Genomic DNA, 15480 nt, shown 5'->3' with positions numbered 1-15480 from the left:
AGGCGGGCAGCTATCCACACCTAGCTGACTATTTATCCTTTGCAGAAAAAGTACCAGCGATAGCCGCTATCCTCCATTCAGAATCAGATCGAATTTGCTCATCATGGAATGGATACCAGACACCACTCAGCCGAGGCAAACATGAAAACTATAACAACTCAGGTAGCCATTATTGGTTCAGGCCCATCCGGCTTGCTGCTAGGTCAGCTGCTGAACACACAGGGTATTTCCAACGTTATTCTGGATCGCGTCGACGGCGACTATATTCTGGGCCGAATCCGCGCCGGTATTCTGGAACAGGGTTTTGTTGATCTGGCGCGAGAAGCCGGTGTAGCGGAGCGGATGGACAACGAAGGCCATGTACACGAAGGTTTCGAACTGTCGATGAACGGTGAACGTACCCGCATCGACCTGAAAACACTGACCGGTGGCGACACCGTCATGTGTTATGGCCAGGTCGAAATCACCCGCGACCTGATGGATGCGCGTCAGGCAGCTGAACTGCCAACCTATTACAACGCTGAAAAAGTAACCCCGCATGAGGTTAAGAGCGACAAACCCTACGTCACGTTTGTCCACGACGGTGAAGAATACCGCCTCGACTGCGACTACGTTGCTGGCTGCGACGGCTTCCACGGCGTGTCGCGCCAGACCATTCCTGCCGAGATCCGCACCGAACACGAACGGGTGTATCCATTCGGCTGGCTCGGCTTTATGGCCGATGTACCACCCTGCAACCACGAATTGATTTATGCCATGAGCGATCATGGTTTTGCCCTGGCGAGCCAGCGTTCTGCCACCCGCTCACGCTACTACTTGCAGGTGCCATTAACCGACAAAATCGAAGACTGGAGCGATGAACGTTTCTGGGATGAGCTGAAAAAGCGTCTGCCAGCGGACGTAGCGGCCACCATGGAGACCGGCCCGAGCATCGAAAAAAGCATCGCCCCCCTGCGTTCGTTCGTTTGTGAACCCATGCAATATGGCAACCTGTTTCTGGTCGGCGATGCCGCCCACATTGTGCCGCCAACCGGAGCCAAAGGCCTGAACCTGGCGGCCTCGGATGTCGCGACGCTCTTCAAGATCATGACCCGCGTTTACAAGGAAGGCGATAAGGAGTGTATCAGCCAGTACTCTGACATTGCCCTGCGTCGAGTGTGGAACGGTGAGCGTTTCAGCTGGTGGATGACCAGCATGATGCACGACTTTGGCGACGACCTCTCCGGTGGTAACAACATGGAACCACTGATGTACAAGCGTTTTATGGAATCCGAATTGAACTACTATCTGGGCTCCGAGAACGGTCGCAAAGTCATTGCCGAGCAATACGTCGGCCTGCCTTACGAAGATCTGAAGTAACTGCATGAGTCCGCAATAGCCACAACCACAGGTAAACAAGAAGCAGGTTTGGCCTGCTTCTTGTTTTTTTAAGGACTCTTATTCTCTACGGTATTGCAGCGGAAATGGTCAGCGGCGATTAGTGCCAGACCGGAGCGGCAAAAAAAGACCCCAAATGTGGCCGCATGCGACATAAACGCTGCTCCAGCACGGGCCATTCCAGCAACAGCAGATCTCTTGCCAAAGACACATTCACACGCTGGGTTGGTGTGCTGGCCTCGAGCAGATGGGCCGCGACCAGTTCAGCACAGCGGCTCAATTTGACCAGTGCCATTTCGGCTCGTCCCGCTTCCAGGTACGCATCCACCAGGTTCAGTAACGGTGTAACCACCGCCAGTAATGACTGCTCTGACAAGCGTTCAGGGCCAGCGTCAAGTTCGGCGTAACCAAGATTTAATGCCTGATGAAAGTCGTCGCAAGCTTGCTGCGGATTCCCGGCCAGTAATGCCCTGCGCCCGGATTCAATCCAGTCGCACCAGCCAGCCGGCATGTCCAACCCGGCCAGGTGATAGCAGGATACCCTAGCCATCATATCCTCCCGTGGTGAGAGACAATCAGATGCCTCCTTGTGTCAGCTTGGCCGGATCGAGCAAGCGTTCCAGCTCCTCACGTGAGAGATTGGTTCGCTCATCCGCAACATCCAGTACCGGCCGTTTTTCATGATAGGCTTGTTTGGCAATGTCGGCCGCTTTCATGTAACCCACTATCGGATTCAGCGCCGTCACCAAAATCGGATTACGTGCCAGTGCCTGCTGCAAGTTGGCTTTATTGACCGTAAAAGTAGCGATGGCCTTGTCGGCCAACAACTGTGATGCATTGGTCGCCAGCTCAATACTGCCCAACAAATTAAACGCAATCAGCGGCAACATCACATTCAGCTCAAAATTGCCTGACTGGCCACCGATGGTGATCGCGGTATCGTTACCGATGATCTGCGCCGCGACCATAGCCGTTGCTTCCGGTATCACCGGATTTACCTTGCCAGGCATGATCGATGATCCCGGTTGCAAGGCTTCCAGCTCAATTTCTCCTAATCCCGCCAGAGGGCCAGAATTCATCCAGCGTAAATCATTAGCGATTTTCATTAGGGCCACTGCCAGGGTTTTTAACGACCCCGAGGTTTGCACCGCCACATCTTGAGAGCTGATCAGCATAAACAGATCCGGGCCAGGCTGAAACGGCAAGCCGGTCAGCTTGCTCAACTCATGATTAAACAACTCGGCAAATTCCGGGTGGGCATTAATCCCGGTACCCACCGCCGTGCCACCTTGAGCCAGGCGTAATAACTGGGTCAGCTGATGATCCAGATTCTTGCGACAACTGCGAATTTGCTCAGCCCAGGCTCCCAGACTCTGGCTCAGACGGATGGGCATGGCGTCCATCAGATGAGTACGTCCGGTTTTGATACAACCGTCCACGGTGGTGGCCTTTTCTCGAATCACCCGCTGCAGGTGATCCAGCGCCGGGATCAATTCGTCACTGAGAGTCACCGCCGCACTGATGTGGATGGTGCTCGGAATAATATCGTTGCTGCTTTGCCCGCAGTTAACGTGGTCGTTGGCACTCACTTCCCGCCCCAGTGATCGGCTGGCGAGGGTCGCAATGACTTCGTTGGCGTTCATATTGGTACTGGTGCCCGAGCCAGTCTGGAACACATCCACCGGGAAGTGCGTCATCAAGTCATCATCTGCCAGCAATTGATCAACGGCCGCGACTATCGCTTCTGCCACCTCGGTTTCCAGCATACCCAACTGACTATTGGCTCTGGCGGCAGCCGACTTGGCCAGCAGCAAAGAAATCACAAAGGGTGCAGGCAGGCTGCGGCCACTGATCGGGAAGTTATTGATTGCCCGCTGGGTCTGCGCTCCCCAAAGTGCCTCTTCCGGCACTTGCAATTCACCCATACTGTCTTTAACGGTACGAAAACTCATGCTGTTCTCCTCTGCTTATGGCTCGACTAATCAGGCTTCGCTGACGGATGACATTACCCGTCAACCCGCCGAATACTCCAGGCTATAACTGGCAATCGTACGTAACTGCCACTGCAACCGATTCACCGAACGGCGCTGATGTGGCTTGGTCGCAATCGACGACAGGCCATTCAACGGATGATGGCTGTAATCCATACACAGCTGCCTCCAGCTCTCTGGCACCAGTTCATCAGCAATGGCTTCCAGCAACAAATCGTACTCACGCCGGTAGATCCGCCGTCTGACACAGTTGCAGCTACGCGGAAAAACCAGCTCTTCCAGCACCAGCCAACGCTGAATACAGTGTGGGCTATCGGGTTGCTCTCCATATCGCACGGCATGGCGCATAGCGATCAGATCCAGGTAGTTATCCATTGCTTGTTGACTGGCCATTACGTGCTCCTGTAGCGGGTTCGGACAGATGTCCGCTGGTGAGTTCCCTTGCCCAACGGCAGTCCAGTGACAGTTTAACGGCAGCAGGATTGGCAAACAGGAACAAAGAATGATGAATCCATGGTTGATTTATTAATGATAATGATTAGCATTTAATAAAACGTCAACCCAATATCCATCATCGGACTATCAAAGTTCTGAATCTGCAGCGAGAAAGCCACTATGAGCAACCACACGATCCGCACCGGTATTATTTTCGGTACCGACACCGGCAACACGGAAGACATTGCCAACCGCATTTCCGAACAGCTCAAGCAATATGATATCGAGGCCGACATTCACAACATCAGCGACACCAGCCCGGAGCAGTTCAGCCACTACGATTTATTGATTCTGGGGATTCCCACCTGGGATTTTGGCGGTATTCAAGGCGACTGGGACGATTTTGAAAGCGCTTTGCAACCGCTGGATTTAACTCGGCAAGTGATTGCGCTCTACGGACTTGGCGACCAATTTGGCTACGGTGACTATTTTGTGGATGCCATGGGCTGGCTGTACAATCATTTAAAGCACTCTGGCGCTCAGTTTGTGGGTTACTGGCCCACCAGTGGCTATGAATTTGATGCCTCGCTGGCGACGCTGGAAGACGGCAGGTTGTTCTGCGGACTGGCGATTGATGAAGACCAGCAATTCGAACTCACCGACGAGCGGGTTAATCGTTGGGTCAGTCAGATTGTGAGCGAACACCGTCAATGGGCTGATGATATGGCCGAAGCCGGATAAGCAGCAGGCTGAACAGACCCTAATAGCGAGCCAGAGGGGAAATTTTTTCCCCTGCTGGCGACCCATTTGCTGTCCCGTCTCAGTGCTCTCCCGGTGCTCACTTGTGACCGGCTATATCCCTCTCAAGAAAACCAACAGAGCCTGTTGATCTTCCTCGGCTAATATCTCCCAGGCTTCACGCGACGCTGACGATTCCCCGCCATGCCATTGAATCGCCTCTGGCAGTGTCCGGGCACGCCCATCATGCAAAAACCGTGAATTTCCGATACCTTCTATCAGCCCCAGCCCCCACAGTGGTGGCGTTTTCCATTCGCGGCCATTGGCGTTCCCCTCCTGTACACCATCGCTCAATTCAGCGCCCATATCGTGTAACAGCAAGTCGGTATAGGCATAGATCGTTTGCTGATTCAGCGTCTCGAACAGTGACTGGTTGCCGGTGGTCAGCATCGGGCGATGACAGTTGTCGCAGCCAATTTGCTCGAACAGGTCGGCACCAAGATCAAATTGCGTCTGGTCGGTAATTCGGCGTTCATACACCGCCAGCAGCGTCAGAAAGTCATTAATGGCATTCAGACTGTCCAATGAGACTTCCGGGTCACCGCCGCTAGGCTGATCCGCGCAAATCGACTGGTATGCGGTACAGGGTTCTGCCGGATTAAGCGCTGTTGTCAGCCCCATGTCCTGATGCAGGGCCGCAGCGCTCTGACCACGCAATGTGCATTGCATTGCCTTCCAGCCAAATCGACCAACACAGCTAACGCCTTCACGCTCGATCCAATGTGCGCGGCCGGAGATTCCGTCCTGATCCTGATCGTCCGGGTCGTGCCACTCCAGAATCTGGGCTTCCGGTATCTGTTGTAACAGGCCGACACCGGTCAACTGTGGTGACAGGCGAGGCCCAAGATGGACGCCATCGTCCAGTAATTGGTCAGTCTCAGACAACTGAAATTGTGGGCGCCCCAAGCCAATATCCTGCCAGGTAACCCGTCCTTCTGGCACATCGACTGTCGCTGCCGTTTGCAGCTGGCCACCCAAACGAGTGTCTGGCTGTCCATCCGCAGTACCAAGCCGGAACAAAATACCGGGGGAGGTTGTGCCATCGTCATTCAGGCTGGCGGCACGGCCAGAGACGAGATGACAATCCGCACAGGCATCAGCGATAAACAACGGCCCCAATCCATCGAGCAGCGTCCGGCTACCTGGCGCAGCGGTCCAGTTGGCAACAAACAGCTCTCGCCCCTGGGAAACTGTCGGAGCTGAGCCAAGATCCAGATCTGGTATAAATTGCAGAAAGGCCATATCGTCCCTGAATGCCACCGTTGCACTGCCACCCACCGCTTGCCACTCCCGTGGCTCTGATTGCTCGGGAGGTGTGACTGCGACCGTATCACTGTTTCGAGACGGCTGCTCGGAACCACAGCCACTAAAGCCTGTCACGGCCAAGCCAACGAACAAAATGGCCGCCCATCGGGCGACCACCTGATTCCGGTTTGTCGGGAATAATCGTATTGTCATGGCTGAATAGAGGACATCACCAGGGTTGGCACCCTATACGTCCAACGGTCGATGGTACCGTCGCCACCGCCAAGCGAGCCCTGAAAACTCCATCCCCAGGAGAACACACTGCCATCCTGACGCATTCCAATGGTGTGCAAGGCACCATTACCGAGATCCACGACCTGATCGAAGCCGAACACTGACGACGATGGGAATGTCACATCACCATCCTGTTCCAGCCCTAATGTTCCGAGCATATTTTGTCCCCACGGGTACACCAGGCCATCCTGACGTTCGGCAAAGCTCTGGTTACCATTGGCCCAGACAGCTACCGCATCATCAAACCAGGGCAGTTTTTTGGGACTGGTTACTTCTCGAGGCCATTCAGGGTCTTCATTATCACTATCGTACAAGCCGATCTGGCTGCTGTAATTCAGTCCCCAACCATACACCACACCGCTGCGGGCAATGGCCAGAACATGGCCTTTGCCTGCTACAACCGCTTCGATGGGTTCGTCAATACTGACTTCCATGGGGGTCGGATGAGCATCTGTATCTTCAGTTCCCAGCCCCAATTGGCCAGAGTTATTTTGCCCCCAACTCCAGACCCGGCCATCACGATCAACGGCCAAGGAAAAAGAAGCCCCCGACGCAATCTGAACGATATTACTGACATTCGGCTTGACCGCTATATCCCGATCTGCCGTTGTGCCATCACCCAGCTGGCCATACCGATTATTGCCATAGGCCGATACAGTGCCGTCCTGATGCAAAACCAGCGTCTGGTTATACCCTCGCGTTACGGCAACGGCATCGGTGATACCGATGACCTGAAGTGGTATAGAGGAATCATCTTCATTCAGCGTATCGGAGCCGGTTAGCCCTTGTCCCAACTGGCCATCACCACCATTGCCCCAAGTCCATACCGTGCCGTCGTCTGCCAATGCAGCGGAGGTATTCTGACCAAATGCCAGAGAAATAAAGCTCGGTTCCACGGTCATTCTGAGCGGTGCAAACGGATGCTCATCAATATTCAGGTCTTTACTCGGATCTGAGACAAAACCGAGCCCCGTTTGGCCATAATTATTACGACCCCAGGTGTAGGTGCCATCCGGGCGAATGGCACCAGAGTGAGCATTACCGCCCATCACCTGCTTACCCAAATAGGCCGTATGGGTTGCCGAGGTGCTGTTACCCGCCATATCGGTTGCCGTCACCTGATAACTATTGCTGCCCGGAACCATCACCATACGGGCCAGATACTGGCCATCGACCTCTTCCGCAATCACGGTCTGATCGTCCATTACCACGCTCACCGAAGCTACCGACTGATTATCGGCAGCATCAATACGCACGGTGGTGGTGAGTGCCTGGGTTGCATGGCCACTGGACGGAAAGACGAATGTCAGCTCCGGGGGCTGAGTATCGAGAACGATCGTGCGAATGTCTGTATGGGCATTACCCGCAGTGTCCGTGGCGGTGATTTCCACCCGGTTTTCACCCTCGGTCAGGGTCAGGTCAGCAGAAAAACGGTCACCATCAAAAGCGGCAGCCATTGTTTGCCCGCCATAAAGCACGGAGACCGAGCGGATAGCCTCGTTATCCGTCATATTGCCTTCAATCGTAATTGCAGCAGAAGACACATTGGACTGATCAGCTGGTGTGATATTAAACACTTCAGGTTGTTCGGTGTCCTGCGGTGAGCTGGAGTCGGAATCTGACCCACAGCCTGCCAGTGCCAGAGAGGCCAGAAAAACCGGGTAATAAAGACGATTCATTACGTCCCTCCAATATTGATTGATTTATCATCAGAATGGAAAACGCAATCGTACCTCTCTTTACTTTTTAATACAAATCATTATCATTTGATTTAAGATTTGAAATGAGAAACTCTGACGCCCGAGCCAATCGCCAACAACTACCCCGGTAAATACGCTTCGCTTATTCAGACTCAAACTGAGAGATGGGTGGTGCAATAGTAAAAAAGGGCCGCTAAAAATGTAGCGCGCGACGAAAGAACAAGGCAACAATCGACGATAATGCGCACGCCCACAGGGATGCAGGCGTTAAAGTGACGCAGGAAGCGAGTTTATAAGTGCTAAATGAACATGTTGAATCGATTTTTAATCGCCGTTATTTCGAGGCAGTCATGTACCTGGCGATCAGGTTTGACTACACCCGCTGGACAAATTGGTCACGAAGGGAAAGGGATTTACTCTGCTGCTTAACCACGTACTTCGTCGTTATCCAGTGCCGCCGCCGCACCGAGCAGGCCGGGGTTTTCGGCGAGACAAAGCCATACCGGCACATCGGCCAAGTATTGAGCAAAACGTCCCTTGTTGACCATGGCGGCGTGGAAGCCACTGGCCAGGAACAGGTCGTGCACTCGTGGCAAAATACCACCACACACGTACACTCCCCCACGGGCACCCAGAGTGAGTGCCTGATCTCCGGTGACCGCACCCAGTATGGCAAAAAAACGGTTCAGGGCGCGGCGACCTAACGAGTGCTCGTCTGCTTGTGCCTGAGCGGTGATTGCCACCGGGCTGCGACACACCGCCGCCAAACCTTCGATATCGGCCATCACCTGATACAGTTCCAGCAGGCCCTGACCAGACAAAATACGTTCCACCGATACCCGAGCGTAGCGTTTTTGCAGGCCTTGCAGGATAGCGCTTTCTTCCGCATTGGTCGGCGCAAAGCTGACATGACCCCCTTCCCCAGACAGCGGCACCCAGCCATCGCGAACAGGCATCAGGCCAGAGACCCCGAGGCCGGTGCCGGGGCCAATCACCAACCGGGCGGCACGTTCCGCTGAATAAAGACCGGAATCACCACGATGGACGTCAAGCAGTTCATGAGGTTGCAGGTGAAGCATGCCTAATGCCATGGCAGTGAAGTCGTTCACCAGTTTGAGCTGCTTCAGCCCCAGATGGTTCATCAGCTGCTGACGGCGGAACAACCAGTGATTGTTGGTCATATCGATATCGTCGCCATCAACCGGACAAGCCAGCGCCAGACAAGCCCGGTAAATACCGCTTGCTCCTACCTGTTCGGCGTAACAATGAATCGCCGCTTCGATACCGGGAAAGTCAGCGGTAGCCAGCGTGACAATATTGGTCAGTTCAACCGTACCGGGCTTCACCAGGGCAAAACGGGCGTTAGTGCCACCAATGTCTCCCACTAGCACCCGCTCTCCCTGAACGGCTGTTACTCCACTACTGCTGACGGCTCGAGTCATGCTTCGATCTCGGAATTACGGCCAGCTTCGGAACTGTCACCAAGCAGTTGCTGTGGCACCAGGTCGGCATCGGTTATAAAGCTGAATACCGTTGCGCCGCGCTCGGCTTCATTCACCTGGCTGCGCATTGGGCCAAACAATTCACGCCCCATACCCAGGCTGTGTTGCTTAACCACGGCGGGTTCTGACGCCGGGCGCTGCAACCAGCTGGCGTTGTCAGCCAACAGCTGCAGCTCGCCAGTGCTCGCATTCAACCGAATGATGTCGCCGTCTTGCACACAGGCCAGCGGCCCGCCCAGGCGTGCTTCAGGCCACACATGAATAGCCGCCGGGACTTTACCGGAGGCACCGGACATACGGCCATCAGTGACCAGCGCGACCTTGAATCCCTTGTCTTGCAGGGTGCCCAGATAGGGCGTGAGTTTGTGCAGCTCCGGCATACCAATGGCGTTTGGCCCCTGATAGCGCACTACCGCAATAAAATCTTTTTCCAGCTCGCCGCGCTTGAAGGCATCGGCGAGGTCATCCTGGTCGTTAAAGACGATGGCGGGCGCTTCAACCACCCGGTGTTCTTCGGCCACAGCAGATACTTTGATCACCCCACGACCGAGGTTGCCACGTAATAATTTCAGCCCGCCGTTGGTTGAGAACGGAGCAGAGGCAGGACGCAGAACCTTATCGTCGAGCGAGGTTGCCGTGCCTTCACGCCAGACCAGTTTGCCGTCTTGCAGGAATGGCTCTTGGGTATAAAGGGACAAACCGTGCCCCATAATCGTCATCACGTCGTTGTGCAGGTAACCGGCACCCAGCAATTCACGGACGATATAACCCACACCACCTGCTGCGTGGAAATGGTTGATATCAGCTTCGCCGTTGGGATAAACACGGGCAATCAGGGGCACGACGTCAGACAAATCAGAAAAATCCTGCCAGTCAATAATCACCCCGGCCGCCGCCGCAATGGCAATAATGTGCATGGTGTGGTTGGTGGAACCGCCAGTGGCCAGCAAAGCCACGATACCGTTCACCAGGGATTTTTCGTCAACGATTTCGTACATCGGCGTAAACCGGCCGTTTTGGGCGGTCAGGCGCACCGCTTGTTGCGCCGCGTAGCGAGTCAGTTGTTCACGCAATTCGGTGCCCGGATTCACGAAAGAAGACCCCGGCAAGTGCAAACCCATCATCTCGACCATCATCTGGTTGGAGTTGGCCGTGCCATAAAACGTACAGGTGCCAGCGCTGTGGTAAGAATCCGACTCGCATTGCAGCAATTCATCACGGCCAATTTTACCTTGAGCGTACTCCTGGCGAATGCGGGCTTTTTCCTTGTTTGGCAAGCCGGATGGCATTGGCCCAGCCGGAACAAACACGGTGGGCAAATGGCCAAAGCGCAGCGCCCCCATTAGCAAGCCCGGCACAATTTTGTCACACACGCCAAGGTAGAGAGCAGCATCAAACATGTTGTGCGACAGTGACACCGCCGTCGCCATGGCAATCACGTCGCGACTGAACAGCGACAATTCCATACCCGGCTGGCCCTGGGTCACACCGTCGCACATGGCTGGCACACCACCGGCAAATTGGGCCACCGAGCCGACGTCGCGAATTGCTTCACGAATCTGATTCGGATAGGACTCAAATGGCTGGTGAGCAGACAACATGTCGTTGTAGGCCGACACCATGGCCACATTGACCTGGTTGACCATTTTCAGCACATCCTTGTCGTGCGGGTTACAAGCGGCAAAACCATGTGCCAGGTTGCCACAGGACAAGGTTCCCCGATGTACGCCCTGCTCTTCGGCCGCTTTCATTTGTAACAGATAGGCACGACGAGTGGATTGGCTACGCTTGATAATGCGCTGGGTTACCTGCTCAACGACGGGATGCATAACGCCTCCAAAAACGGTTCATTAAATTGTTGTAGTTGTCTGCGGCCTGTCTTTCAGACTGGTTTGATTCGATTAAAGCACGTTGCTGGATCCTCAAACACCCACGACACCCGCTAGCTGGCCGCTGTGTTCAAGACAAACCGCTGACATATTCACAAAGCGCCCATTCACCCGTATTAGCACATTCTGGCAGTAAGGATGTTAGTGATTTTTACCGCTGGCGATGGGTATTATCGAATTTTTCATTTTAATGGCGGATCATCGCATGCTGGCGGGCCAGCACAGGATCACCACGCCAAACGGGGCAGCCTGGCGAATTCATCCGTTACCCAGGCAGAAAAATTAGCGTTCGGAACTGGCAGAATGGTCGCCACAGTCCTATAGTTTTCGCTATATCTAACCGATGGGAGCCAGACCGATGCTGGGCATGATTTTTACCGAACTGGTAGAAATGGTCGAAGATACTTTCTCGCCAGAGCTGGCAGATGAAATTCTGACGGCCGCCAATCTTCCGAATGGCGGGGCCTACACTGCGGTTGGCTATTATAATGCCGAAGAAATCCTGTCGCTGGTAACGCTGTTATCCGAAAAAACCGGCACTCCGGTTCCCGATCTGGTACAAGCCTTCGGTCGTTATTTGTTCAACTCATTTACCCGCAGCCATGCTGAACTATTGGCCAACAAGCACTCCTTGTTTGACCTGCTGGCGACACTCGATAACGATATTCATAAAGAAGTACTCAAGCTTTACTCGGAAGCCACGCTGCCGACTTTCCGGGTAATGTCCCAATCAAGAGACTGTATGGAGCTGGAATATCGATCCAAAAATCATCTGGAGCCACTGGCTATTGGGCTGATCGAAGGCGCAGGAAACTATTTTGGCCACCAGCAACTGATCATCAGCCAGCAACCTGATCCTGGCTCCAACGATGCTACCGTATTCCGTGTCCAAATCTGATCTCAACGTCGAGGCACCAACCCTTTCGGATCCGGCCGCTGTGCTGGAACGCCGGATACAACGGGAACGTGCCGCTCGTAAAGAAGCCGAGCGTTTACTGACAGAAAAGTCGGTCGAGTTGTACGAAGCCCTGCAACTGGGTGCCCGTGACCGTCACAAACTGGAACTGGCACTGTGGGCGGGTAATGAATCCATCTGGGACTGGGATGCCGAACATCAGATTTACGAACTGCAGGGCTTTCCAGAAGATGCCGCCAATGCGACCCGCAGCTGGGGTAATACCGGCCAGGTCATACGCCGGGTGCACCCAGATGACCAGGAAACCTTGCGCACCAACTGGCACCTGCTTCTATCTGACAGTATCAATACCCTGGATATTGTCGTGCGCTACCGGCCACCTTCCTGCCCAACCCGCATCCAGAGCCGGGAAGATGCCATCGCTTTGGCCCAATCGCCACATCCGGACAGCCACAAAAACAACCAGAGCATCGATAATCCAGAGTCCTGGTGCTGGCTTCATTGTCGGGGACGCGTCGTAGAACACGATAAGGAAGGCTTCCCTTCCCGTATTACCGGAACCGTTCGAGACGTCACCAACCATCATCACATGCAGGAATCGTTCCGGCTGATGGCGCGGGCCTTTTCCAGCACCCTCGATGCCATGCTGATTATCGATCACCACGGCAGTATTATTGAGGCCAACCAAGCCTTTTACTCACTATTCCGACTCACAGAAGGCAGCGTCGGACAGCGATCATTAAACGACTTTATCTGTGCCGATGAAGTAGCTGACCGCTCCCCTGCAGCACAGGGTAACCAGACATTCCGGTCCACCATGCATGCGGATTTTATGCCGGCGTTACCCCTGGAAGTGTCGCTTTCCCATTTCCAGCCAGATGACGCCCGCCATCATTACAGCATCGTCACGCTGCGCGACATGAGTGAACGCAAGCGGGCTGATTGCGCGCTGCAACATATGACCCAGCACGACAGCCTGACCAACCTCGCCAACCGTGGCACCTTGAACGAAGTCGTCACCTCAATGCTGCAGCAAGTAACCACCCAGCAACCGCTACGGGTTATGTTTCTCGACCTTGACGGCTTCAAAGCCGTTAATGACGAATTTGGCCATATTGCCGCCGACGTTCTATTGGTAACACAGGCGCATCGCATGCAACGACTGGCACCTGCCGATGGACTGGTTTCCCGCTGGGGCGGCGATGAATTTGTCATTGCCTGGTGGCCGCCTGTCAACCAACCGGATTCGTTGCCTACGGCTATTATGGACGCGATACGCGAGCCGATCGACCTTGGCGGCAGCAGCATCCGCCTGTCAGCCAGTATCGGTATTGCCGAAACCTGCCAACCCGGAACCGATGCTGCCGAATTGATCCGCCACGCCGACACTGCCATGTTCGAAGCCAAAGTGCAGGGGAAAAACCGCATCCAGGCCTATACCGATGGCCTTGGCCAACAAACCAGCCATCGGGCCAGTCTGATGTCGGAGTTGGCACAAGCGATCGAACAGGATCAGCTGACATTTTATGTGCAACCCAAATTCAATACTGAACGGCGAATCATTGGTGGCGAAATGCTCGCCCGCTGGCACTCGGCGACGTCGGGCAACATATCACCCGCCGTGTTTATTCCGCTGATAGAACAAGGCGGCCTGAATGCCAGCTTTGCCGAAGCCGTACTGCGCCATGGTTGCCAATACGCCGCTGCCGTCACGGCCATCAATCCAGAGCTGCATATCGCGATTAACCTGTCCGGCTGGCAATTACTCGACAGTCACCTGGCCGACAAACTTGTCATTCAATGCCAGCAGGCCGGTGTCAATCCCTCCCGAGTCGAGCTGGAAATTACCGAATCAGTGTTTATGCAGCCGGAAAGTGATCCTGCTGCGATTATGCATCGCTTGCGCAGCCTCGGATTTCGTCTCGCCATTGACGATTTTGGCACTGGCTACTCCTCGTTGAGCTACTTGAGAGACTTACCGCTGGATACCGTCAAAATCGACCGCAGCTTTATTATTGATGCCGATGCTAACGACAGGGCCCTGAAAATTCTCAAAGCCATTATCCAAATGAGCCACGACCTCGACATGCACATCGTCGCTGAAGGCGTTGAAACCGTCGAACAATGGCAGCTGTTAAAAAACCTCAACGTCGAACTGTATCAAGGATTTCTGTTCGGCCGCCCGATGCCGTTTGAAGACTTTCTGCAAGCACTACATGCTGACATGGCAAACCACTGAGCAATCCTCTATCTTCTATATTGAAAAATATTGATATAGAAAACCAAGCTGTTACTATACCGCCCCATGACACCCATTACGACGATACACACTACGACAGCAGCGGCCAGCGCCAGATTGTCTGCCGAGCAGCTGGCACACGCCTGCAAGGCTCTGGGAGATCCACTGCGCCTGGCCATTGTGCAGTTACTGGGGCGAGGCTCATTTGGCGTACTGGAACTGTGCGAGCTGTTTGACACCAAGCAATCCAGCATGAGCCATCACCTGAAAATTCTGGCCCAGGCACAATTGGTCAGCAGCCAACGGGAAGGCAACAGTATTTTTTATCGCCGCCCTCTACTGGCCGGTCACGGCCTCTGGACACAATGGCTGAGCGCCACACTGGTTACGCTGGACGCACTGGATGACCCGCAGAACAACGAGGTCGAGCAACGCCTGCAGCGAGTACTGGCCAACCGCGCTGCCGCCTGTGCCGAATTTTTTGCCCGCAACGCCGAAGCGTTCAAGCAACAGCAAGACCTGATTGCGTCCTACGACCAATATGGCGCACCGTTGGAACGACTGATTGCAACCATGGATATTCCAACCCGGCAGGCATTGGAAATTGGTCCAGGCGAAGGCGCGTTTTTAGCCGCATTGGCCAGCCGGTTTGACACCGTACTGGCGCTGGATATTTCAGCCCCGATGCTGCAAAAGGCGCAGCATCGTATTCACCAGCAACAGCTCGACAACGTGTCGTGCCTGCTGGGCGATAGCAGTGACATTCGCGGGAGCCACCGCCACCAGTTCGATTTGGTGGTCGCCAATATGGTGCTGCATCACGTACCGGCTCCCAAAACGATCTTTACCGACGTCGCCCGCTTGCTGACCGACGATGGCTGTTTTCTGGTGACCGACCTGTGTCGGCACCAACAAGCCTGGGCACGAGAATCCTGCGGGGATCTCTGGCTCGGTTTTGAACCGGATGACCTGACCGCCTGGGCGGTCGAATCCGGCTTGAGCGAAGGCCAGAGCCAGTACCTAGGCTTGCGGAATGGATTCCAGATCCAGTTCCGATTGTTTTATCGCGCCTGATTGATCAGGTGACACCCAAC

12 protein-coding genes are annotated in these 15480 nt (G+C 54.5%); 5 read left to right on the top strand and 7 right to left on the bottom strand.

Translation table 11 applies throughout. From position 1 onward, the window contains the following. Nucleotides 1–150: 150 nt before the first annotated feature. Nucleotides 151–1359: a 4-hydroxybenzoate 3-monooxygenase gene (gene pobA / locus SOJ49_RS02035; protein WP_369858026.1), complete on the top strand. Its 1209-nt coding sequence runs from the start codon at nucleotides 151–153 to the stop codon at nucleotides 1357–1359. 118 nt (nucleotides 1360–1477) lie between these two features. Here the strand turns inward: pobA and SOJ49_RS02030 are convergent, their stop codons facing one another. Genes SOJ49_RS02030 through SOJ49_RS02020 form a run of 3 tightly spaced genes read right to left on the bottom strand, consistent with a single transcriptional unit; the run spans nucleotide 1478 to nucleotide 3761 of the window. After that, nucleotides 1478–1927: a hypothetical protein gene (locus SOJ49_RS02030; RefSeq protein WP_369856561.1), complete on the bottom strand. Its 450-nt coding sequence runs from the start codon at nucleotides 1925–1927 to the stop codon at nucleotides 1478–1480. A 25-nt stretch (nucleotides 1928–1952) separates the two neighbouring features. Further along, nucleotides 1953–3329: a class II fumarate hydratase gene (locus tag SOJ49_RS02025; protein WP_369856560.1), complete on the bottom strand. Its 1377-nt coding sequence runs from the start codon at nucleotides 3327–3329 to the stop codon at nucleotides 1953–1955. 60 nt (nucleotides 3330–3389) lie between these two features. Then, on the bottom strand, nucleotides 3390–3761 hold the full coding sequence (locus tag SOJ49_RS02020) for a hypothetical protein (protein ID WP_369856559.1): 372 nt from the start codon (nucleotides 3759–3761) through the stop codon (nucleotides 3390–3392). 222 nt (nucleotides 3762–3983) lie between these two features. On the opposite strand from SOJ49_RS02020, the gene SOJ49_RS02015 reads away from it, so the two are divergent. After that, nucleotides 3984–4544 (top strand): flavodoxin, encoded by a 561-nt coding sequence (locus SOJ49_RS02015; protein ID WP_369856558.1) that lies wholly within the window; start codon nucleotides 3984–3986, stop codon nucleotides 4542–4544. 111 nt (nucleotides 4545–4655) lie between these two features. Here the strand turns inward: SOJ49_RS02015 and SOJ49_RS02010 are convergent, their stop codons facing one another. The 4 genes from SOJ49_RS02010 to edd form a co-directional block, all read right to left on the bottom strand. Continuing rightward, the gene (locus SOJ49_RS02010) at nucleotides 4656–5981 is read right to left on the bottom strand and encodes a di-heme oxidoredictase family protein (RefSeq protein ID WP_369856557.1); all 1326 of its coding nucleotides are present in this window, start codon (nucleotides 5979–5981) and stop codon (nucleotides 4656–4658) included. A 74-nt stretch (nucleotides 5982–6055) separates the two neighbouring features. Beyond that, nucleotides 6056–7819 (bottom strand): Ig-like domain-containing protein, encoded by a 1764-nt coding sequence (locus SOJ49_RS02005; protein WP_369856556.1) that lies wholly within the window; start codon nucleotides 7817–7819, stop codon nucleotides 6056–6058. 446 nt (nucleotides 7820–8265) lie between these two features. Then, nucleotides 8266–9282, bottom strand: a complete 1017-nt coding sequence (gene glk / locus SOJ49_RS02000; protein WP_369856555.1) for a glucokinase — start codon at nucleotides 9280–9282, stop codon at nucleotides 8266–8268. Continuing rightward, entirely contained in the window at nucleotides 9279–11171 is a 1893-nt protein-coding gene (edd, locus tag SOJ49_RS01995; protein WP_369856554.1) for a phosphogluconate dehydratase, read from the bottom strand. Before edd ends, glk begins: the two co-directional genes overlap by 4 nt. A gap of 418 nt (nucleotides 11172–11589) precedes the next feature. Here edd and SOJ49_RS01990 point away from each other — a divergent pair, with 418 nt between their 5' ends. The 3 genes from SOJ49_RS01990 to SOJ49_RS01980 all read left to right on the top strand — a co-directional run bounded on the left by SOJ49_RS01990 (nucleotide 11590) and on the right by SOJ49_RS01980 (nucleotide 15460). Beyond that, on the top strand, nucleotides 11590–12129 hold the full coding sequence (locus SOJ49_RS01990; RefSeq protein WP_369856553.1) for a heme NO-binding domain-containing protein: 540 nt from the start codon (nucleotides 11590–11592) through the stop codon (nucleotides 12127–12129). Further along, nucleotides 12116–14386, top strand: a complete 2271-nt coding sequence (locus SOJ49_RS01985) for a putative bifunctional diguanylate cyclase/phosphodiesterase (protein ID WP_369856552.1) — start codon at nucleotides 12116–12118, stop codon at nucleotides 14384–14386. The genes SOJ49_RS01990 and SOJ49_RS01985 overlap by 14 nt, the downstream gene beginning before the upstream one ends. Nucleotides 14387–14452: 66 nt before the next feature. Further along, complete coding sequence (locus SOJ49_RS01980) at nucleotides 14453–15460, top strand: ArsR/SmtB family transcription factor (RefSeq protein WP_369856551.1); 1008 nt, start codon at nucleotides 14453–14455, stop codon at nucleotides 15458–15460. Nucleotides 15461–15480 lie beyond the last annotated feature (20 nt).

It is taken from the genome of Candidatus Thalassolituus haligoni (assembly GCF_041222825.1).
GTDB lineage: Bacteria > Pseudomonadota > Gammaproteobacteria > Pseudomonadales > Oceanobacteraceae > Oceanobacter > Oceanobacter antarcticus.
The sequence above is the reverse complement of the archived record's forward strand: the minus strand, read 5'-3'. Positions and strand labels throughout refer to the sequence as shown.

Excerpts from the sequence above, each read along its gene's own strand:
- SOJ49_RS02015 (WP_369856558.1), top strand. The coding sequence starts at position 3,984 with ATGAGCAACCACACGATCCGCACCGGTATTATTTTCGGTACCGACACC.
- edd (WP_369856554.1), bottom strand. The coding sequence starts at position 11,171 with ATGCATCCCGTCGTTGAGCAGGTAACCCAGCGCATTATCAAGCGTAGC.
- glk (WP_369856555.1), bottom strand. The coding sequence starts at position 9,282 with ATGACTCGAGCCGTCAGCAGTAGTGGAGTAACAGCCGTTCAGGGAGAG.
- SOJ49_RS01980 (WP_369856551.1), top strand. The coding sequence starts at position 14,453 with ATGACACCCATTACGACGATACACACTACGACAGCAGCGGCCAGCGCC.
- SOJ49_RS02005 (WP_369856556.1), bottom strand. The coding sequence starts at position 7,819 with ATGAATCGTCTTTATTACCCGGTTTTTCTGGCCTCTCTGGCACTGGCA.
- SOJ49_RS02020 (WP_369856559.1), bottom strand. The coding sequence starts at position 3,761 with ATGGCCAGTCAACAAGCAATGGATAACTACCTGGATCTGATCGCTATG.
- SOJ49_RS02030 (WP_369856561.1), bottom strand. The coding sequence starts at position 1,927 with ATGGCTAGGGTATCCTGCTATCACCTGGCCGGGTTGGACATGCCGGCT.
- SOJ49_RS01990 (WP_369856553.1), top strand. The coding sequence starts at position 11,590 with ATGCTGGGCATGATTTTTACCGAACTGGTAGAAATGGTCGAAGATACT.
- SOJ49_RS02025 (WP_369856560.1), bottom strand. The coding sequence starts at position 3,329 with ATGAGTTTTCGTACCGTTAAAGACAGTATGGGTGAATTGCAAGTGCCG.